Origin of the sequence: Nitrospira sp. BLG_1 (assembly GCF_047338595.1) — a bacterium.
In the GTDB taxonomy this organism is placed as follows: domain Bacteria; phylum Nitrospirota; class Nitrospiria; order Nitrospirales; family Nitrospiraceae; genus Nitrospira_D.
Genome location: NZ_JBLFBO010000008.1, coordinates 55,330 through 75,210 on the forward strand (window position 1 = coordinate 55,330; position 19,881 = coordinate 75,210).

Here is a 19,881-nt window from a genome sequence, read left to right on the forward strand (position 1 = left end):
CATTCGGTATCAATCAAGGAACCACGTTCGCTTGCAAAGAGATGCAGGAAGCGGTTGCGCGAGCATGACTGATTCAGTATGGCTTATGATAGCGCCGGTGATGGGAAAAAGAAATCCGATCCCTGTCGGTTCCCCTATTGGTACATTCACTACCAGCAGGAACAGGAGAGGTCGGTATTGGTTGAGAATATCGTGTGGATCTATCACCTTCCAGGACCTCCGATGCACAGCAATTCGCTGTTTGATTTTGAGAAAGGTTCTAGTCATACTCCACGGGAAATTCTCATTCTCGGGTTCTATATAGGCGTTATCTATAAGGGTTATCTTATGAGCGATCAGCCTCAGAGCAGCACCATACGGCGTGTCATGGTCGGCACCGACCGCTCTAAGACAGCGGAGCAAGCTGTGCTCTGGGCGGCTCAATTCGCCGAGCGCTATGGCGCAGATCTGTTCGTGGTTCAGGTCGTCCTGCCGCAGCATCCATCCACCGCAGAATTCAGTACGGCAGAGCATACGCAAGCGGCGGCCGCGAAGCATGAACTGGCAGATTTCGTACGGCAGCTTGTCGGAGAGCGAGGACATGCGCTCGTCGTGATGGATGATGACCCGGCGTTGGCCATCGTTCGTGCCGCTGAGGAAGAAGCCATCGATGTCTTGGTGGTGGGGAATTCAGGTATGGCCGGGAGAAAGGAGTTCTTGCTCGGCAATGTCCCGAACCGTATCAGTCACAATTCGCGCTGCACCGTGATTATCGTGAATACGCAGTTATTGGCTGATGGGTACCAAGCATCAGCCTCGCCGGTCCTGTCTTCGCAGACCGACTTTCCCGTCTCCGAGCCTCACATGGGAGCACGGGCGGTCAGAATCGCTACCGTAATGGCCAAGCATGGCGTACAAGAACTATTGAGCAAACCGGCTCCATCGGATATTGCGACACGTCGTCAGCAAGCCAAGCGTCTTCGTACGGCGCTGGAGGAGCTCGGTCCGACCTTCTCAAAATTGGGGCAGGTGTTGTCGACTCGTCCGGATCTGCTTCCGGCGGAATACATTGAGGAACTCGCGATGTTGCAGAGCCACGTTCCTCCGATGTCCGAGGGCGAAGTCGTTCGAGTGGCCGAACAGGAATTGCGGGTGCCGTGGGAGGATGTGTTCGAGTCGATTGACCCCAAACCGCTCGCTGCAGGGACCATCGCCCAAGTGCATCGGGCGACGCTCGAAACCGGAGATCGGGTGGTCGTCAAGATTCAGCGGCCTACGGCACGAGCGGAAATTGAACAGGATCTGGCTCTCCTGGAGGTCTTTGCCGAGAAGGTCGGCAAGCGTCCCGCGCTCAACCAAGTGGTGAATATGGAGGCCGTGTTCAAGCACCTCTCTACGTCGCTTCAGCGCGAACTCGACTTCCGTCAGGAAATCGAGAACATCGGCCGGATGCAGATGGTGCTCGCGGACTATGATCAATTGGCGGTTCCATCCGTGTATCGGGAGTTGTCGACCGGCCGATTGCTGGTGATGGAAGAAATCCAAGGCGTCAAGATTGCCCAGGCGCCGGACGGTCCTGAACGCGTCGAGGCCGCTCGTCAGCTCTTGGAAAGTTTCTACAAGCAAATCATCGTCGAGGGTTTCTTCCATGCCGATCCACACCCCGGCAATCTCATGTGGTGGAAGGACTGTATCTACCTCTTGGATTTTGGGATGGTCGGGGCGGTGGACGCCAACGTGCGCGAGCATCTTTTATTGTTGCTGATGGCCTTGTGGAAAGAAGATACGGTGTTCCTGAGTGACGTGATCCTCATGATGGCTGGATCCCTCGACCGGAGTGATCTGGATGTCCCTCAGTTTCAGAGTGATATCGGCGAGATGATTTCCAAATACCGTACAGCGGCTCTGGCCGACATGCAGATCGGACCGCTCTTGCAGGAAATGAGTGCGATCGGGGTTCGACACGGGGTTCCACTGCCGGCGTCACTGACCCTTGCGGCCAAGGCGCTTGCGCAGGTCCAGCTCGCGACCGCGCAGTTGGATCCCAAACTCGATCCGTATGATGTGGCGGGCAAGTTTTTGATGCGGTCGATGCTGAAACGTTTGGGTGCCACCCTGGATCCTCGAGCGTTGGTGTATCAGTCGCAGAAGTTGAAAGTACGAGCTGAACGGGTCGTTGAAGCGATTGAACACCTCATTGGCGCACGCCCCGGCCAAAAGCTGGTTGTCAATTTTAAGGCGAATTCATTGGAGGATACGGTTCGCCGTACAGGCCGGCGTCTTGCCGTAGGGTTGACCGCTGCTGCGAGTATTCTCGCCAGCGGACTCACGGCGACGTCAACAACTGCTGCTGACTGGGTCTCCGTGTCGTTCGGGATCGTTGCCGGACTGCTGATTGTTGGATTGGTGCTCGATCTAACGCGTGGACGGTAACCGACAGATAAGCCGCTGAGACAGCACTCGTCGTACGTGAAACGTGAATCGTATCTCGTCCCCGGATTCAGACGCTTCACGAGGTGCGCTTCACGCCTTACAAACGACGCTTCACGACGATTGCTTTATGAAAGACGTGATCCACGCGGTTTCGCTCCGCCGTTCTTGACTGAACGGAGGATCATTTTCTCGAGTAGGTATGCAAACGCCGACATCCCGATGGATATGATCCGGAATTCCAACCGACCTCTAAAAGAACGGGGTTTCGTGGTCGTGCTCATCGTGGGAGCATTATCAAGGAATGCTGCATGGCCCGCAAGAGGAATTAATCCGTAGCAAGGGCGTTCTTTGGCACCACACCTGGCCGAAGGTTCTCGGCTGAAGCGCGAGCTCGCCGAGGCCCGCATGGAGCGCGACATCTTAACAGAGCCACCGCGTACGTTGCGAAGGCGCAGTTGCCCGGTACGCATGCATGACGACGCTGCGCCAGCAGCATTCCTTGGCCCTGCTCTGTCGGGTCCGGGAGGTGTCCCGAAGCGGCTACTCTGCCTGCCGGCCCTCGAAACGCGCCCAGGAGAATACGCGGGCGGCACATGTGCGGACTCGGTAGATGTATGGATCGGAGCGCCTCTAAGTGGAATTGCGGGACGACGGGTGTTCGGCCGGGGTGTTGCGGATCAAGCGGCTGCGCAGGAAACTTGGGTTGCGCTGTGCGCAGATACACTGATTCAGAGCCACCACGAATTCGACGCATGGGTTGCCCATGGCGGACAATCGGGTCGCCCACACAGTTGCTGCCACGCGACCGAATGAGATCTGGGTCGCCGACATCACCTCTGTGCCACCATAGAAGGGTGGCTGTATCTGGCTGACGTCAGGGATCTCCACACCTTCGAAGTGGTCGGCCATGCGATGAACGCCCGGATGACGACGGACTTGGTGCGGCAGGCCCTGCTTATGGCTGTGGGGGCGAAACGCTCACGACCAGGCCTGATGTACCCAGTCGGATCGCGGCTCTCAATATCGTGCCCAGGACTATCAACAGCGGTTGTAGCAGTTAGGCCTGACCTCGTCCATGAGTCGGCGAGGCACCTGCGACGACAATGTTCCGATGGAAACTTTTTGCGCACGCTGAAGAACGAATTGGTACATCACCGGGGGGATGCCACGTCGGAGCAAGCCCGGCAAGAGATCTCGGGGTCTATCGAGCTCTTCTACAACCGTCAGCGGTGCCATTCAGGGTTTGGGAATTGCTCGCCCGCCATGGGTGCCCAGCAGTTGGCCCGTCAATGGCCAGCGGCATGAGACTGCAATTCATGGCGTCCACTATTGCAACCGAGGTCACAGGCGGTTTTAAGGTCCGGTATTGTGGACCCGTCGCCGGCCACGGTGTCGCTGCATCCCAGGAGTTTGTTCGTCGGGCCGGAAGGCGTGCACTGTCCAGTACACGCGGCAACACTGTCGATTCACTTCAACGAGTCTGTGCCCTGAGTAATGATCACGTATTCGTGCATCAGCGTTGGAGCACACTGGCTGCTACCAGTATTGCAACCAGTTTTGACCGTCGTGCTACTATTGCTCTTGCTGAGGCCAGCCGTAATGACTAGGGATGTTGAGGTGACGCATGAGAGGTGATGGGGCTAAGTTAGCTCAAAAACTCTTGCCCCAGGTCGCCATGTTGTCATTCCTCTCTCCCGGTGAAATAGAAGCGATTTCACACCGCGGTGAAATAGAGTCTGTTAATGATGGCGATGTTCTCATCACTGAGGGTGAGATTGGAAACACATTGTTTCTTGTGCTGCAAGGTAACGTTGCAATCTCTCGGGATGGGTTTCGCCTGGCCGTTAGTGAAATGGGATCGGTGGTAGGCGAAATATCACTTGTTGACTCGGGAAAGGCAACTGCAACCGTAACCGCTATCGGTCCAGTGATGGTGTTCAGGATATCCAGGGAGAACTTTGAAACTCTTTACTCAAATAAGAATTTTGTTCGCGCTATCCTCAAAGGTCTTGCCGCAAAAACACGGGAGGCGCTTGCCCGAGACGTCGGCAATCTTCACCGAATAGAAGGACTGCGTGATACGTTCGGGCGATATGTTTCTAAAGCGGTGTTGGATGATATTTTGTCTTCTTCTGACCCGGAGTCACTTTTATCCGGTCGCTTGGCCAATGCCACAATCCTCTTTTCTGACATTCGCAATTTCACTAGCTTCTCCGAGCATCTGTCTGCCGCGGACATGATCGGCCTGCTTCGAGACTATTTTGGCCGAATGGTTCCCCTGGTTACGAAGCACAACGGGTATATCAATAAGTTCATTGGTGACGCTCTTTTGGTTCTATTTAACCTTCCGGTGGCATACTCAAATTCGGCCATTGAAGCGGCACAGACGGCTATTGAAATGTCTCAATCGCTTGACGAAATGAACGCTGATAGGCGCAGCCGCGGAAAGCCCGTGATTAGTATCGGAATCGGGATCCATGTAGGAGAAGTCATTGCTGGTAATATTGGCAGTGTTGAGAGGATGGAATACACCGTCATTGGTGACAATGTGAATCTGTGTTCGCGCCTTGAGGGCTTGACCAAGTACTATGGAGTGCGGGTGCTGATCAGCGAAGCTCTGCGAGAGAAGATCGGTCAACATTTCCTCATTCGCCCGATAGATTTGGTGATCGTGGAAGGTAGACAGACGCCCACACGGATCTATGAACTGTGTAAGACGATGTCTTCAGCGAGAGATGAGGACATATCAATGTGCCAGCAGTACGAGGAAGCGCTCAATCTGTACTTTGCTAGACGCTGGCGTGACTGTGCCAAGAAAATATCTCAGAGCAAACTGCTGGCTAACGATAATCCAGCTAATGTACTGCGCCACAGATGTGAGGGCTTTTTAAAAGAACCTCCTCCCCAAAACTGGAATTGCGCGTTCGCCATCGGTAAAAAGTGAAAGGGTGTTCAAATAGGGCTCTAAAGTATGGGGTCGGGACTCTTTATGAAACGTCTCAGGGGTGATCCGCACAGGATATTACCACCGCTCGCCGCGTCGCCTCTTGTCTTCGCCCGTCTCCTTCGATTACTGTCAAGCGTTGCTGGTTACTCAGCGAAGTCTCCGTGGCGAGATATGCCGTTTAACTGCGGACACGCCGGGGGGTGAGGGGTGGGTAGAGGATGCCCTCGCTTCTACGGATGCTCCAATGCGTTGTGAAGATTCCTCCCGGTGGAGGGCATGCCGTCAGGGAGATGAGACCTCAGCGCGTGTAGGCTGCTGATGAGATATATGAACATGCCCAACCTGAGTTTTCAGCCACATGCCGACGATTGACGTGATGACAAGAACATTCAAAGCACTTGCATGGGGTTCCGTAGTGGGGTTCATAGGGCTTGCGTTCAGCTTCACGCACACGGCGAGAGGGTTTGAGGAGGATCTTGGTCTTGCGTTGTTGTTTAACCTGAGAGGTGTCCAACAGTCACCCACCGAAGCCGTCGTCGTCAGCATTGATAGAGATTCTTCGGAAATCCTCAAGATCCCGGATAATCCCGACAAGTGGCCCCGTTCAGTTCATGCAAAACTGGTCGATACCCTCACGCGTGCAGGTGCCAAAGCCATTACCTTTGACGTGCATTTTATTGAGCCAAAGACAAAGGGAGAGGATCGCCTTTTCCAACAGGCGATTCGCCGCGCTGGAAACGTCGTGCTTGCCGACGCCATGAGGGCCAAAGATCTTCCGACCTCATCGAATGGAAATGACGCATCCGATACCGCCACCATCGTTAAGCTCACCAAGCCGTTTGAGCCGTTTGCGCAAGCGGCAACGGGAACGGCTCCGTTCGTCCTGCCCAGGATTCCGTTCAAGGTAAATCAGTATTGGACGTTCCAGCAGGGAGCTGGTGATGTCCCGACGTTTCCGATTGTGGCATTGCAGCTGTATGGGTGGGAAGCGTTGGGTGATTTGATTCAGTTGATGAAGCAGGTCGCTCCGGCCTATGCGGAGAAGGTGCCCGGCAATGTGGAGAGGGAGCGGATCACCCGAGGTCTTGTGGGAATGATCCGTGACCTGCGAGATCTGTTTGAGGGCGATCCTATGCTGGCTGAACGGGTACGCGAGGCATTAGACCGGTCGGACCTGTCGGAGACAGACGGGCACCGATATCGTCTCCTGAAGGCTCTGATCAATCTGTATGGAGGAGAGACGAGCCGATACATCAACTTCTATGGACCGCCTGGAACGGTTACCACGATCCCATATCATCAGGCGCTCAAGATTGGAACAAAGTCAGGGGCGGGACTCGATGTGAAGGGGAAAGCCGTCTTTGTCGGCCTTTCAGAAGTTCTCCTCGCAGAGCGAAAGGACAGCTTTTACACCGTTTTCTCGCAGGGGAACGGGGTCTTCATCGGCGGGGTAGAAATCGCCGCAAGTGCCTTCCTGAACATTCTCGATGATACGACGATCGTACCGATCAGCATGTCGGCTCATATCTGGCTGCTGCTGTGTTGGGGGATTCTTGTTGGGGGGCTCTGTCTGCTGCTCCCCGTCAGCATGGCTGCCGGGGTGATGGTTGGTCTGGCTGGGCTCTATCTGGCTGTCGCCGCATATCAGTTTCAATCCTATCAGCAGTGGTATCCGGTTGTACTTCCTCTCCTCGTTGAGCTACCGATCGGTTTCGTCGGTGCGGTTCTCTGGAATTATGTTGAATCGGAACGCGAACGCAAGAACATCCGCAACGCATTCGGGCTCTATTTGCCGAACGACGTCGTGGATCACTTAGCGAAGGACATGGCGAATATCAAGGGCACGACACAGGTGGTCTACGGAACCTGTCTCTTCACCGATGCCGGAGACTATACTGCGCTCTCAGAGAAAATGACGCCGAAGGAGCTCAGCGATTTCCTTGGCCGGTATTTCGAAGCGCTCTTTCAGCCGGTGCGCAAACATGGTGGTCTGATCGTGGACCTGAAGGGAGATTCGATCTTAGCGATTTGGAAAGAATCACATGATGATCCAGCGCTGCGAAAAAGGGCTTGTCTTGCCGCGCTGGAGATGTCCGAGTCCGTGGCCCGGTTTAATCAATCGGTGGCGCCCTATAATTTGCCTACACGCATCGGTCTGCATGCCGGTGAATTGACGATCGGGGCGGTTGGAGCCATGGATCACTATGAGTATCGGCCGACCGGCGACGTCGTGAATACGGCTTCGCGCGTGGAAGGGTTCAATAAGTATGTCGGAACCCAAATTGCCGTGAGCAACGAGGTCATTCAAGGATTGGACGGACTGCTGACTCGACAGCTCGGGACGTTCCGGCTCAAAGGCAAAGGCAAGCCGCTCGGGCTTCATGAATTGATGAGCCGCTCAGCGCAGGCCGAAGAGGCACGGCGTGAAACCTGCATCGTCTTTGCGGAAGGGCTGATGGCCTTTCAAAACCGTTGCTGGGGTGAAGCTCGCGCTGCCTTTCTGCGGTGTATCGACGTGACCGAGAACGATGGTCCCTCTCAGTTCTATCTCACCCTGTGCGACCAGTATCTCAAGACGCCCCCTTCAGAAGAATCCTGGGATGCTGTCGTCACTCTCGAAAAAAAATAGGTTGGATCGCGAGATCAGCGGGCTGTCGAAACATGTCTCTGGGGATTGCACGGCACCAGGCTGCTCAGTCAGCCGTCGTGAACAGAGGGCATAGCCCGTTACGTTTTTCCGGGCTGAATCTAATCAGATACAGCATCTATTTAGATACGGCTGCCCTGTAATTGGTATATCGAGACCTTGACGGTGGTCCAAGCCATTGGTTGGAATCTTCCACCTGTACCTGGCCTGCCTCGCTCGGTTGTTGTAAGAGACTGAAAAACTGTGTGCCGCACCGCTACGGTGCCTGATGACTCACCTGCCAGGCCAGGGGCGGATGGGTCAGGTCTACTCCATCTGTCTTTCATTTCCCTGTCGGCATGCGCCTTGCTGGTAGAAGAATGGCCGCAATGATGTCACTCTGCTGAAATAAAGGCAATTAAGGTTTCATAAACGCTGGTGATGATCGTGGTGTAGTAATGATTGTAATTATCTATCCTAACAAAATATGTGCAATTGCCTCCCTGCAATGCTTGCAATGGGCTGAGGGAAGGCGTAGGCTTGCACGCCTACGTGGTGATGTGTAGGACCAAGCTGACAGGGAGTGGAATGGATTCGCGCTTCCCCAAGCGCGTGATGGTTCACTTCACGGCGGGACAGCCATGAAGCGATGAAAAGATGGAAGGGAGGGAATGATGGGAGGAACGGCGAACCGATGGTCGACTTGTTCCAATCTCATGATTTGCTCAGCCATTCTGCTGGATGTGTTGTCCCCTGCTACGTCACGTGCCGCGACATGCGAGCCATCAATCGCAAAAGCCATGGCTGTCGAGGGCAAGGTGGATGCCCGATCTGCCGACAGCACACAGTGGCGGCCGGTTAAGCTGCGCGACACCTTTTGCCCTGGCGATGTGATTCGCGTGCAAGAGCGAAGCAGAGCCGATATTGCGCTCTCCAATCAGCCGATGTTGCGTCTCGATCAGAACACCACGATGACGCTCGGTGGTGTCAAGAAGCAAGGCGGCTCCGTCGTGGAACTCACGAAGGGCGCTATGCACTTCTTCAGCCGCCTTCCCAGGAATCTCGACATCAAGACCGCCTTCGTGAACGCAGGTGTGGAAGGGACCGAAGGCGTTGTGAACGTCGGCGACGAGAAAACCGAAGTCACGATCTTCGAAGGCAAAGTCGTCGCAGCCAGCGAGTCCGGGACGGTCACAATTACCGACGGCCAATCGGTCGTGGCGGGAGCCGGCAAACCCCTTGTCTATCAGACTGTCGTCAAACCGCGCGACGCGGTGCAGTGGGCGCTCCATTACCCGCCGGTCATTGACCCGAGGGCCGGTGAAGCGGGAGAGGTGCAATTGCTCACCAGCCATGCCGCAGACGCGCTGGCGGTCGGCCGGGTGGATGAAGCCAAGGCGGACCTCGACCGGGCGCTGAAAGTAGATCCGCGATCTGCCGACGCACTGGCCCTCCAGTCCATCATCGCCGTCGTGCAAAACGACAAAGAACAGGCGCTGAGATTGGCCACCAGCGCCGTGGCGGCGAATCCGCAGGCTGCTTCCGCCCAAATCGCACTCTCCTATGCCCAACAGGCCCATTTCGATATCGACGGGGCGCTAAAGAGCCTTCAGGGAGCGGTCAAGGCTGAGCCGAATAATGCCCTGGCGTGGTCGCGGTTGGCGGAAATGCACTTGTCCCTACAGCAACTCAATCAGGGATTCACAGCGGCGCAAAAAGCCGTGGAGTTAGATCCCAATGTCGAGCGCGCACACACGGTGTTAGGGTTCGCCTATCTGCTGCAGGTCAAAACGAAAGATGCACGGGCTGAATTCGAGAAGGCCCATGAATTGGACCAGGGGGCTGCCCTACCGCAACTGGGCCTCGGTTTGGCGAAGTTCCGCGAAGGGAAGGTAGAGGAAGGCCGTCGCGAAATGGAAGTCGCCGCCAGCCTGGACCCGAATAACGCGATGATCCGGAGCTATTTGGGGAAAGCCTATTTCGAAGAAAAGCGCGATGACCTGACCGAGCGTGAATACAAGAATGCCAAGGAGTTGGATCCCAAAGATCCCACGCCGTTCTTCTATGACGCATTGCAGAAACAGCTCATGAACAGACCGGTCGAGGCTCTTAAGGATATGGAGACGGCGATCGAGAACAATAAGAATCGCGCCGTCTATCGGTCGCAGTTGCAGATGGATGCAGATCTTGCGGCCCGGAGCTCCGCCCTCGGTCGTATCTATACGGACTTGGGTTTCGAGCAGGTCGCCATGGTGGAAGGTTGGACCTCGATTACCCAAGATCCCAGCAGTTACACCGCTGCGCGTTTTCTTGCCGATACCTACGCCTCTCGTGAACGGCACGAAGTGGCCCGTGTGAGTGAGCTGCTACGGTCTCAATTATTGCAACCGATCAACATCACACCCATTCAGCCTTCCCAAGCAGTCAGCAACCTCTTACTCCTTAGTTCATTGGGTCCTATCGGAACATCCTTTAACGAGTTCAATACCTTGATGGTCAATCGCAACCGCGTAACGTTTTTGGGGAGCGGATTGTATGGGAATAATTCGACCTGGGCCGGTGAAGGCATCGTCTCGGGCATCTTCGGAAAGCTTTCATTTAGCGCCGGCTATTCCAATTTCAACACGGATGGTTGGCGGCCGAATGCGACGCAGAAAGACGGCAATGTCAATGTCTTCATGCAATACGAGCTCAGTTCCCAGACGAGTATCCAAGCCGAGTATCGCTATCGCAATCTCCAATTAGGCGATGTCCAGCAGCGCTTCTTCGACAATAATTTCGAGTCTTTTTTTAATAATTCGCAAGCGCTTAATACATTTCGGATAGGAGGCCGGCACAGCTTTTCACCGAATTCTACTCTCTTGGCGAATTTCTCCTACGCCAAATCATCGGAGATCCGAACATTCATTCCGCCAAATGCCGCCCCTCTTGATTTGGGCCTCGGGGTTCCTATTCCAATCTCTTCCTTTCAACAAAACGGAAAGGAATGGAAGCAGGACGTCTATACCGCAGAGATTCAACATATCTTGCGGACTCAATATCTGAATGTAGTGACCGGTGGAGGCTATGCGCAGCAAAACGGCTCCCCGCAATTCAAGCTCGACGTAGATGCGAGCGCACTCCTGGGACCTGGAAATGAATTTTTCAACCTTTTCAACCAACCTCTTCCTCTGATGTACCAGCACGCCAATGCGTATGCGTATGGCTACTTCAAACCCTTACAAAATCTGACCTTGATTGCGGGAGGCAGTCAAGACTATCTGGTCGGATCTCCTGCACTTGTGCCAGGATCAGATTCATCCAATTCGAAGAGCAGATTTAACCCCAAGTTTGGCCTCCTATACCAGCCTCATCCGAACACGACGATTCGCTTAGCCGCTTTCAGAACACTCAAGCGGACTACGCTCAATGAGCAGACGATCGAACCCACTCAGGTGGCAGGCTTCAATCAATTCTATGACGACCTCCCTAGTACTGACGGATGGCGTTATGGTGCGGCGATCAACCAGAAGTTCTCAAAGACCTTCTTCGGTGGTATCGAAGGTTCCTATAGAAAGGTCGATATCCCCGTGTTTAACGTCGTGGATCCGACCATTCAAGATGCGAACAATAACGAGTGGTATCAGGCAATTGGTTATCTCAATTTTGCGCCGCACCCCTGGGTGGCCCTCAGAGCCAGTTACCAATATGACCAATACGCAAACACTTTACCCAGTGCCGGGCAATATTCTGATTCAAAACTCTCTACCAGCCGGGTGCCGTTGTCGGCTGGATTTTTCCACCCATCTGGTTTCATTGCCAATGTAACTCTCACCTACTGGAATCAACTGGGAACGTTCGAGCCGTTGAATCAGCCCGCCGGGACCCGTGTGGACGGTCACGACACATTTTGGCTCACCGACTTTATGGTCGGATATCGGATGCCGAAGCGGTATGGGCTGATTGCTGTGGGTGTCAAGAATGCGTTCGATCAGAAGTTCCAATATTTTAATACCGATTGGAGAAATCCAATCATTTTTCCGGACCGACTCGTGTTTTTCAAGATCACCATTGCACTTCCTTGAGTAGATAAGGTGAATATTTCTAGATCATAAACTAGACACGAGGTGCTAGGTGTTACCGCATTTGTAACGTACACACCGCATGAATACTGTGCTTCACGGTTTCTTATGCGGCGTTATTTCTGTCGCCAGGTTTAGTTAACCGGAATAGGGAGGAAGCCATGTGGAAGAACAGCATGATGGTGACGGGCCTGTTGATTGCAAGCAGTGCCTTCTGGATCCCCGCCAAAGCGGATGCACAAACCCTGAGCTTTAAGTGCCCTTCTGGGACTACGTACAATCTGACTACGAAAACATGCAAAGCGTCGACGGGCAGCGTGGATACCGAAGGAGACGGGAATACGCAGGGTGGCAAAACCACGGTCGTTGTAGCGGTCCTGCCGGATAATGAAGCAGGAATCTTTTTGCTCTGTCGGAATAGCGGGGGCAATATAGGATCTGGAAAGGCGTTTCTTCCCGCAGCTATTAATTTATCTAGCACGAAGGGGACGAAGCCGACTCTGGTCGATAAGAAAGGCAAATTCGTGTGGACCAATCAAGATATCGAGATTGCAGGGGTCCATCCAGAATGGACTCCGGAACAATGTGCAAACGATCCTACTGGACAGTGTCAGCAACTCCAGGCTTTTTGCCCAAACGGCGGCTTTAATGGCAATGGTGGGAAAAATTGGGTGCCTGTGAACGCAACTCCAGTGGCAATGCAACTGCAAGGCTTTCTGTATTTTTGTGACAACGACGGAGGACATCACGTCTGCAATTGCGATCCTACCCTCGACGCCGATCAGCCGATTTCTGCCACCTCAGGGCCTGCAAACCGATGTGCCTCCGCGACGAAGGTGAATCCTGGTCCTCAAGATTTCACTTTTGCATGGACAGATGTAAGTGGTCCGAATGGTACTCCTGACGGGGCGATTAATCACTTCGATATACGGCCGTTCTATAAAACACCTGTTAACTCCTGTGTGCTCCCAAATCCGCAGGACTTCAGTTTCGACGGTCCGCGGCTCGGATATGCATGTGAGGATACAACGCTTCCAAGCATATTCCCATGACATGATCGTGGAGAATGATGTGACGCGAAAAAGGGAATAGCAGCTGTCTTAAACGGCAAGTCGGCAGCCCGGGCGAAATCTTCGACCGGGCTGCTATAGCACAGCGGTTTTAGGGGCCTATCATTTAATTCTTCGGCTATTTATGCGGAGGTACCACGCGGTGAGATGCGTGGTCAGGAAGCCTCGCAGACCGTGATCGACCACGAAGTCCTCCTCAAAAGTCTCCTATACTGATAGGGCATGACTGACTTCTCTTCGCTGACGGACTTCTAGCGCGGTCACTTCTCAACCACCCTGGTGCGCTTCAGACTTGACTTCAAGGAGACCGATGCCGCTACCAAGAGATGCAGACGCAGGTGAGCCCAACATGGTATATAGTCATATCATTGTGAGAGTCAGTGTTATATGATTGGCTACCGAGATATGAGTCGGCACGAGCGTTTCTGCTGGTAGTCACCGAAGTTTTTAAGAATCGACGTCTATACATGCGCATACGAGTATTGGGTTGCCACGGGGCCGATTGTCTCGTGAGCACCGGGGACAGGCCGATCCGTCAAGAAAGTTGCGGGTTTTTGATTGATGACTCTGTGCTCTTGGATGCCGGCACGATCGGTGTTCAGCTCACCTTGGCCGAACAACGCCGTATCCGCGTCGTGCTGCTCAGCCACCTGCACTTCGACCATATTAAAGGGCTTCCGCTCTTGGCCGACAACCTTGCGGAAGGATTTGATACTCCGGTTCTGGTCGCGGCGACTGAATCGGTGATGCAGGGGCTGATGGAACATGTGTTTAACGATAAGGTCTATCCGAATTTTTTTCAGCTGCCTGATCGGAACCATCCGGTCTTCCAGGCTCAGATTCTCGAGCCAGGCAAGCCGGTCACGATGGGCCATCTCGATGTGATTCCCGTGCCGGTCAACCATGCCGTGCCCACTGTCGGGTATGTCGTGAAGGACCAAGATGCCGCGCTGCTCTATAGTGGGGATACCTATCAGACGGAGGACATCTGGAGCGTGGGACGAACCACCCCCAACCTCAAGGCCGCCTTCATTGAATCATCTTTTCCCGACGAACTAGGGGCATTGGCGAAGAAATCAAAACACCTGACGCCGTCGCTGTTTTTTAAAGAGTTTCAAAAGCTTGGACGCCCTCAGTTGCCGGTCTATGCCTATCACATGAAGCCCGCGTTCAAAACCCAGATCCAGGCTGAAATCAGCCGGTTTGAGATTGAACAGGTTGGGTTTCTTCGAGAAGATCAGATCATCACAATTTAGTTGCCGCAACCATATCCGTCGCTTGTCGTTCGTGAAGCGTATCTCGTTACGGATTTAGACGCTTCATGTTTCACGAACGACGCTTCACGGCTTTTGGACACCTCACGCATCACGTTTCACGCTACGGATAATGCGGGCTGGAGAGGTGATGAATCAGCCACTCAGCAATCAGGCGTGTCATCCGGTTGAAATCTTCCCCCTTCGTAAACTGATGGTCCGCTCCCGGCAGCATCTCAAGGTATTTCTCAACTCGCAGCGTGTCAAAGAGTCGTCGGCTTTGATGAAGCGGGACGTGCTCATCCTTGTCGCCTTGGACGATGATGGTGGGAGCCATGATGGATCGTGCAGGGTCGTAGGCGATTCGGTGCAGAGCGTCTTCATAAAAGGCGTAGCGGAGCTTGATTCGGTCAGGACCACCCATGATATTGGGAATCGTGTCCGTCGCCTGCCATTGTGCCATCCCATCAGCGCCGAACCCCAACCGTAACTCCTCCGCGAAATCGACGACCGGGCATTTGAGCGCCAGGCAAGCCAGGTCTGTCCGTTGAGCGGCCGTCAGAATCGACACCAGCCCGCCGAAGCTTGACCCCATTAATCCAATGTGACGATAGCCGTTCTGCTTCATGAGGTCGATGGCTGCCTGAGCCTGTTGCACTCCCAGGGTTGTCGTGATCTGCTCGAAGGGGCCGTCGCTTTCTCCTTGCCCAAAGAAGTCGAAGCAACAGGTGCCGATCCCCTGGTCGATCAGCAACCGGGTGAGGGTCTTATTCGTCGAACTAGTTTTGGAGGAGAGAAACCCATGGCACAAGACGGCTACCCTGTCTGTTCCTCCGCGCGGGAAGCTCACGATCGCGGAAACGCGATGCCCTTGGGGATCAAGAAAGGAGAGGCGTTCTTCCAGGGGGAGTTGGCGGTCAGAGGCTTGAGGCATTTGGTTTCCGCATAACTTGAAATGTTAAACATGCAACCTGACACTCACGCCGTTCAGTCTCGCTCCAGGAAATAGAAATGATCGGTCGGGCCGTGGCCGTGGCCGATCGCCAATCCATGCCGAATGGCCTGCGAGACATAGGTCTTAGCCGCTTGTGCCGCATCCAACACGGAACGGCCTCTGGCAAGGTGAGCGGCCAGCGCAGAGGCGAATGTACAACCGGTGCCATGGGTATGGCTGGTCTCGATGAACTCACCTTTCAGGACATTAAAGAACCGACCGTCGTAGAGGAGGTCAGTCGCCCGTTCGCTGAGCAGATGGCCTCCCTTGATCAGGACGTGTTTACATCCGAACCCATGGATGATCTTGGCGGCTCGTCGCGCGTCGGCTAAGGAGGTGATCTGGATCCCCGATAATTGTTGCGCCTCATGGATATTTGGGGTGACCACGAAGGCGAGCGGCAGTAACTGGGCCTTCATCGCGTTGACGGCCTCCGGTCGCAAGAGGGGATGACCGCTCTTCGAGACCATGACCGGGTCCACGACGAGGAAGGCGACCTTTTGAGGAGTCAGCAGCTTGACGACCGTCTCAATGATCGCCGTCGACGACAACATGCCGGTCTTCACGGCGGCGATGTCGAAATCGTCGAAGACCGCGTCGAGTTGCGAGGCGATGATGCTCGGCGGTAACTCGAACACGTCCGTCACTTCCTCGGTATTCTGAGCCGTGACGGCGGTGATGACAGACATGGCAAAGACGCCGTTGGCAGACATGGCCTTGAGATCGGCCTGAATGCCGGCGCCTCCACCGGAATCCGATCCGGCTATCGTCAGCACTTGTTTGATGGTCTGTGGCATAAGTTACTTTCAAACGCGTGAAGCGTCGTTCGTTCCTTTGATCCTGAGTTTGACGTTTGAGGTTTCACGTTATGTGGAAATCACACGCTTCAAACTCCAGGTCTCCAACTCCCAAACGTGCGACGCCTCACGCCTCACGTTTCACGACTATGGGTTACGGCGTCACTTCTCCTTGGCTGGGAGGAGGCTCCAGCTTTAACTTCTCGATGGTGAATGCGGCGTCGCGTCGTGGTAATTGTTCATGAAACGATAAGGTGAACTCGGAAGCCGACGCGTCCGATGGTTGTGTGAACATGAAGACCACCCGCTGTTTTCGACGGGGGGACAGTTCGATACCTCGCGTGCAGAGGCCTTCACGGTTCTCCTCTACGGTCTGATGCCATACATTCCCATGTTCGTCCTTCAGCACCGTATTTTGCAAGTGACAGAGGAGCTTGAGATCACGGGAGGAATGATTCGCAACAGTGGCATCCAGCTTCACCCGTCGGGTCAGTTGCTCAATCGACGTGACGACGAACTCGTAGGCGTCGTTTCGATGGGTTCCTATTCCTGGAGGTGGCGTGGGTTCCTTTGGTTTTTCGGCCGGCAGTATTCCTGGTGGAGGATCTTCTTTCTTGAAGAACGTGCTCAGGGGACCACTTTTCGGGAAGGTCGTCCGAGTGGCACTGATTGATTGCGCCTGTTTCGGAGTGATCAGCCGTACGGTTACTTGCAGGCCTTCTGGTGTGTCGGTGTACGTACCTGATACGAAGATGTCGGCACGGATGGCCTTGGCTGCGCGCCGGACAGTTTTGGCGTGGGCCGGATCGACGTGCTCGAGCTCCATCTTTTTCAAGGTCGAATAGATCAGGGTGCGATCGACTGTCGTCAGCTCACCGGCCACCATAATTTGTGTTCCAAGTTCTTCGGCGAGGAATTGTCCGACCGGCGTCTGTGCACCATGTGCGTCGGTAAAATCGAGCACGGCGAGTCGCTGTTTTTTCGCTTTGGCAGCTCGTTCCGTCACACCTTCTGCCAACTGCTTGAGGCTGTCCTCGTAACTGGCTGCTGCCCATGACGACGATGGAACGTGAGCCGGCAGAACAAGGGCGATCAGAAGGAGCAGCGAGCTAATCATACGCATGAATGGTCATCATTATACTCATGTCTCTCAACTCCGCAAGACTTGCGGACCACTAACCCATTGTGAGGGCTGAATATTTTTGAAAAAGACCTGCTTCTCTTGGTTTGTCACGCACCTTGCGCCTATCCCATATTTTGCAAGTAAAGAGATCGACACTCGGCTGAGTGACTAGACTGAGAAATAGACCTGTGGGGATGTTTGACAAACGCGCTTGTGAGTGCAGTACACTACCAGCCCTATAAGCTCCCCCCATTCACTCCTATTGTCCAAGGAGGCCTCCATGCCGAACAGTTTCTGGGTCAAGATGCTCAGTGCCGCGGGTCTGTTTTTCTTGTGCCTCACCAGTTGGGCCAGTGCCGAAGCGCCGGCGGGTGCGGTGAATGAGGCCCGGCTGGTCGCGCAATACAATTACTCGATCCACATCCTGGCTATGTTGGTCGTCGGGTTCGGGTTTCTCATGGTCTTCGTCCGCCGGTATGGATTTGGTGCGACGACCGGCACCTATCTTGTGGTGGCCACGGGACTCCCTTTGTACATGCTGTTGCGTGCGAATGGGGTGGTGGGGCACGAGTTGAAAGCCCACACGGTCGATGCGCTTCTGTACGCTGAATTTTCTGTGGCAACGGCGCTCATTGCGATGGGAGCGGTGCTGGGGCGTTTGCGAGTGTTTCAGTATGCACTGCTCACGTTGCTGTTGGTGCCGCTTTATGCCCTCAACGAATATCTCGTCTTGGACAACGGGGCCGGGTTGACCAAAGGGTTTCAGGATTCGGCTGGTTCAATCGTCATCCACGCATTCGGGGCCTACTTTGGTCTGGCCGCGTCGCTGGTTCTGACGACGACGGCGCAGCGAAGTCAGCCGATTGAGTCCGATCCGACCTCCGATCGATTTGCGATGCTGGGGTCCATGGTGCTGTGGTTGTTCTGGCCGAGTTTTGCGACGGCGATCGTGCCGTTTGAAGAGATGCCTCAGACGATCGTGAATACGATTCTGGCATTGAGCGGGGCAACGCTTTCGACCTATTTCCTTAGCACCCATTTCCACCATGGGAAAACGTCCATGGTCGATATGGCCAATGCGGCCTTGGCAGGTGGGGTCTCGATCGGTTCAACCTGCAATCTGGTCAGTCCGACCGGCGCATTTGGGATCGGATTGCTGGCCGGTGCGTTGTCGGTCATTGGCTATGTGTTTATTCAGCCCATGCTTGAATCGAAGATCAAACTTGTCGACACCTGCGGCGTCCACAATCTGCATGGTATGCCGGGGTTACTCGGCGGACTCATGGCGATCGTTGTTGTGCCGGGCGTGGCCGGTGTACAGCTTGTGGGTATTACGATGACGCTGGGCATCGCCATCATTGGAGGCGCCATTGCCGGTGCGGTGATTCGAGCGACCGGAACAACCGAGCAGGCCTACGAAGATTGCCACGAATTCTCCCATGTGCCGGGCCCGGAAAGTGAGCGACGTGTTGAGGAACTGGCACTTGGAGCCAAGGCCGATATCGACGCCTTGCAGAAAGAACTTCTTGCTCGGCCTGCCGCTCGTACGTGAGCGGTGAAGCCTCTTGCGATTGCCTGTGACTGACATGGTGGGAGGTCTGGACTAGCCAGGCCTCTCAACCTGCTGAACGGTGAAACGTCGTACGCTGCCTAGGTCGAGCAGGCTCTGTGTGGTGTGACCGACAGGACTGGACTTGATAAATTCTGAGCCGTCAACGAGGCAATAGTGAGAGGAGTTGGCTGGCTATGGTGAGCCCGACAGGACTGAATCTAGTGGATTCAGATCCGTCAGCAACCTATAGGAACCGTAAGAGGGTCTGTATGGTGCGCCCGACAGGACTTGAACCTGTAACCTTCTGATCCGTAGTCAGATGCTCTATCCATTGAGCTACGGGCGCATCCGAAACAGTGCTGAGCGTTGGGTCCTGAATTCTACAATAAAGGCTAGCCTGAAGACGCTTCATGGAGGCTGGAATCTTATGTCAGCCCTCAGCATGTTCGTCTCATTGCTATCAGCGCTAGTGGTTATACAGTTCTCTGTGAGGAGGGGTCAAGGGATGGTTGTTAGAAAAGTCTGTGCTTGGGGTGTTTGTTGATTAAGGGATAACCTTGCTGACTTCGTTTGAGAATGTACTTTCAGTCCCATCCAGATTGAACGCGGAAACAACGAAGAAATAGGTGGTGCCTGTTGCCAGCCCGGTGACAGTGTATGTGGTGACATCTGCGGACGTCGTCGCAATTGGCGTCCCATAGGCACCTGAGGCTGTTGCCAGATAGATCTTGTATCCAGCGACATCCGTTCCAGCGCTTGCGTCCCAAGAAAGCGAGGCGGTTCCACTATCTGGGGAGAATTGGGAATCGAGGGACGGCTCCGCTGATGGACAGGCTGTCAGAAGAAGCAGTAAGAGAGCGAGTTGCAACATCTGATAGGAACGAGTCATTGGTCTTGGCCGTCCCCTGTCAAATGGCGTGATTGTGTGCGGTGACTCAGTCGTTAGTCTAAGCAAGGTTTGTACCCATACCTACGCGGAACTAGTCCGACAGAAGTCATTGAAATGCTACAGAGTGAGGAGGATTGTCTGGAATGACAGGGGTGAA

Annotated in this window: 13 protein-coding genes and 1 tRNA gene; 8 read left to right on the forward strand and 6 right to left on the reverse strand. The window is 54.4% G+C overall.

From position 1 onward, the window contains the following. The first annotated feature begins 78 nt into the window (after positions 1-78). On the forward strand, positions 79-2,412 hold the full coding sequence (locus ACMTNU_RS09650) for an AarF/UbiB family protein (RefSeq protein ID WP_413935032.1): 2,334 nt from the start codon (positions 79-81) through the stop codon (positions 2,410-2,412). Positions 2,413-3,042: 630 nt separating this feature from the next. Here the strand turns inward: ACMTNU_RS09650 and ACMTNU_RS09655 are convergent. Continuing rightward, a complete protein-coding gene (locus tag ACMTNU_RS09655; protein WP_413935033.1) occupies positions 3,043-3,321 on the reverse strand; it encodes a hypothetical protein in 279 nt (92 codons plus the stop codon). 407 nt (positions 3,322-3,728) lie between these two features. On the opposite strand from ACMTNU_RS09655, the gene ACMTNU_RS09660 reads away from it, so the two are divergent. From ACMTNU_RS09660 to ACMTNU_RS09685, 6 genes are all read left to right on the forward strand, one after another. Continuing rightward, a complete protein-coding gene (locus ACMTNU_RS09660) occupies positions 3,729-4,019 on the forward strand; it encodes a hypothetical protein (RefSeq protein WP_413935034.1) in 291 nt (96 codons plus the stop codon). A 17-nt stretch (positions 4,020-4,036) separates the two neighbouring features. Further along, entirely contained in the window at positions 4,037-5,356 is a 1,320-nt protein-coding gene (locus ACMTNU_RS09665) for an adenylate/guanylate cyclase domain-containing protein (protein ID WP_413935035.1), read from the forward strand. 379 nt (positions 5,357-5,735) lie between these two features. Continuing rightward, the gene (locus ACMTNU_RS09670) at positions 5,736-7,988 is read left to right on the forward strand and encodes a CHASE2 domain-containing protein (protein WP_413935036.1); all 2,253 of its coding nucleotides are present in this window, start codon (positions 5,736-5,738) and stop codon (positions 7,986-7,988) included. 668 nt (positions 7,989-8,656) lie between these two features. Further along, the gene (locus tag ACMTNU_RS09675; RefSeq protein ID WP_413935037.1) at positions 8,657-12,049 is read left to right on the forward strand and encodes a tetratricopeptide repeat protein; all 3,393 of its coding nucleotides are present in this window, start codon (positions 8,657-8,659) and stop codon (positions 12,047-12,049) included. 158 nt (positions 12,050-12,207) lie between these two features. Next, entirely contained in the window at positions 12,208-13,098 is an 891-nt protein-coding gene (locus tag ACMTNU_RS09680) for a hypothetical protein (protein ID WP_413935038.1), read from the forward strand. Positions 13,099-13,583: 485 nt separating this feature from the next. Next, complete coding sequence (locus ACMTNU_RS09685; RefSeq protein ID WP_413935039.1) at positions 13,584-14,372, forward strand: MBL fold metallo-hydrolase; 789 nt, start codon at positions 13,584-13,586, stop codon at positions 14,370-14,372. Between the two features lie 121 nt (positions 14,373-14,493). On the opposite strand, the gene ACMTNU_RS09690 is transcribed toward ACMTNU_RS09685, so the two are convergent. From ACMTNU_RS09690 to ACMTNU_RS09700, 3 genes are all read right to left on the reverse strand, one after another. Continuing rightward, positions 14,494-15,303 carry an alpha/beta hydrolase family protein gene (locus ACMTNU_RS09690; protein WP_413935040.1) on the reverse strand — a complete coding sequence of 270 codons (810 nt, stop codon included), beginning with the start codon at positions 15,301-15,303 and terminating at the stop codon, positions 14,494-14,496. A gap of 53 nt (positions 15,304-15,356) precedes the next feature. Further along, entirely contained in the window at positions 15,357-16,160 is an 804-nt protein-coding gene (thiD, locus tag ACMTNU_RS09695) for a bifunctional hydroxymethylpyrimidine kinase/phosphomethylpyrimidine kinase (RefSeq protein WP_413935041.1), read from the reverse strand. A 154-nt stretch (positions 16,161-16,314) separates the two neighbouring features. Continuing rightward, entirely contained in the window at positions 16,315-17,283 is a 969-nt protein-coding gene (locus ACMTNU_RS09700) for a FlgO family outer membrane protein (protein WP_413935042.1), read from the reverse strand. Positions 17,284-17,563: 280 nt separating this feature from the next. Between ACMTNU_RS09700 and ACMTNU_RS09705 the strand changes: the two genes are divergently transcribed. Then, complete coding sequence (locus ACMTNU_RS09705; RefSeq protein ID WP_413935043.1) at positions 17,564-18,835, forward strand: ammonium transporter; 1,272 nt, start codon at positions 17,564-17,566, stop codon at positions 18,833-18,835. Positions 18,836-19,105: 270 nt separating this feature from the next. On the opposite strand, the gene ACMTNU_RS09710 is transcribed toward ACMTNU_RS09705, so the two are convergent. Together ACMTNU_RS09710 and ACMTNU_RS09715 are read right to left on the reverse strand one after the other, a co-directional pair. After that, positions 19,106-19,181, reverse strand: a tRNA-Arg gene (locus ACMTNU_RS09710). 198 nt (positions 19,182-19,379) lie between these two features. Next, complete coding sequence (locus tag ACMTNU_RS09715) at positions 19,380-19,724, reverse strand: fibronectin type III domain-containing protein (protein ID WP_413935044.1); 345 nt, start codon at positions 19,722-19,724, stop codon at positions 19,380-19,382. Positions 19,725-19,881 lie beyond the last annotated feature (157 nt).

Bases quoted from the DNA above. Each gene is read 5' to 3' on its own strand.
- ACMTNU_RS09680 (WP_413935038.1), top strand. From the start codon at position 12,208: ATGTGGAAGAACAGCATGATGGTGACGGGCCTGTTGATTGCAAGCAGT.
- ACMTNU_RS09660 (WP_413935034.1), top strand. From the start codon at position 3,729: ATGGCGTCCACTATTGCAACCGAGGTCACAGGCGGTTTTAAGGTCCGG.
- ACMTNU_RS09655 (WP_413935033.1), bottom strand. From the start codon at position 3,321: ATGGCCGACCACTTCGAAGGTGTGGAGATCCCTGACGTCAGCCAGATA.
- ACMTNU_RS09690 (WP_413935040.1), bottom strand. From the start codon at position 15,303: ATGCCTCAAGCCTCTGACCGCCAACTCCCCCTGGAAGAACGCCTCTCC.
- ACMTNU_RS09650 (WP_413935032.1), top strand. From the start codon at position 79: ATGGCTTATGATAGCGCCGGTGATGGGAAAAAGAAATCCGATCCCTGT.
- ACMTNU_RS09685 (WP_413935039.1), top strand. From the start codon at position 13,584: ATGCGCATACGAGTATTGGGTTGCCACGGGGCCGATTGTCTCGTGAGC.
- ACMTNU_RS09715 (WP_413935044.1), bottom strand. From the start codon at position 19,724: ATGACTCGTTCCTATCAGATGTTGCAACTCGCTCTCTTACTGCTTCTT.
- ACMTNU_RS09675 (WP_413935037.1), top strand. From the start codon at position 8,657: ATGATGGGAGGAACGGCGAACCGATGGTCGACTTGTTCCAATCTCATG.
- ACMTNU_RS09705 (WP_413935043.1), top strand. From the start codon at position 17,564: ATGCCGAACAGTTTCTGGGTCAAGATGCTCAGTGCCGCGGGTCTGTTT.
- ACMTNU_RS09665 (WP_413935035.1), top strand. From the start codon at position 4,037: ATGAGAGGTGATGGGGCTAAGTTAGCTCAAAAACTCTTGCCCCAGGTC.
- ACMTNU_RS09670 (WP_413935036.1), top strand. From the start codon at position 5,736: ATGACAAGAACATTCAAAGCACTTGCATGGGGTTCCGTAGTGGGGTTC.
- thiD (WP_413935041.1), bottom strand. From the start codon at position 16,160: ATGCCACAGACCATCAAACAAGTGCTGACGATAGCCGGATCGGATTCC.
- ACMTNU_RS09700 (WP_413935042.1), bottom strand. From the start codon at position 17,283: ATGCGTATGATTAGCTCGCTGCTCCTTCTGATCGCCCTTGTTCTGCCG.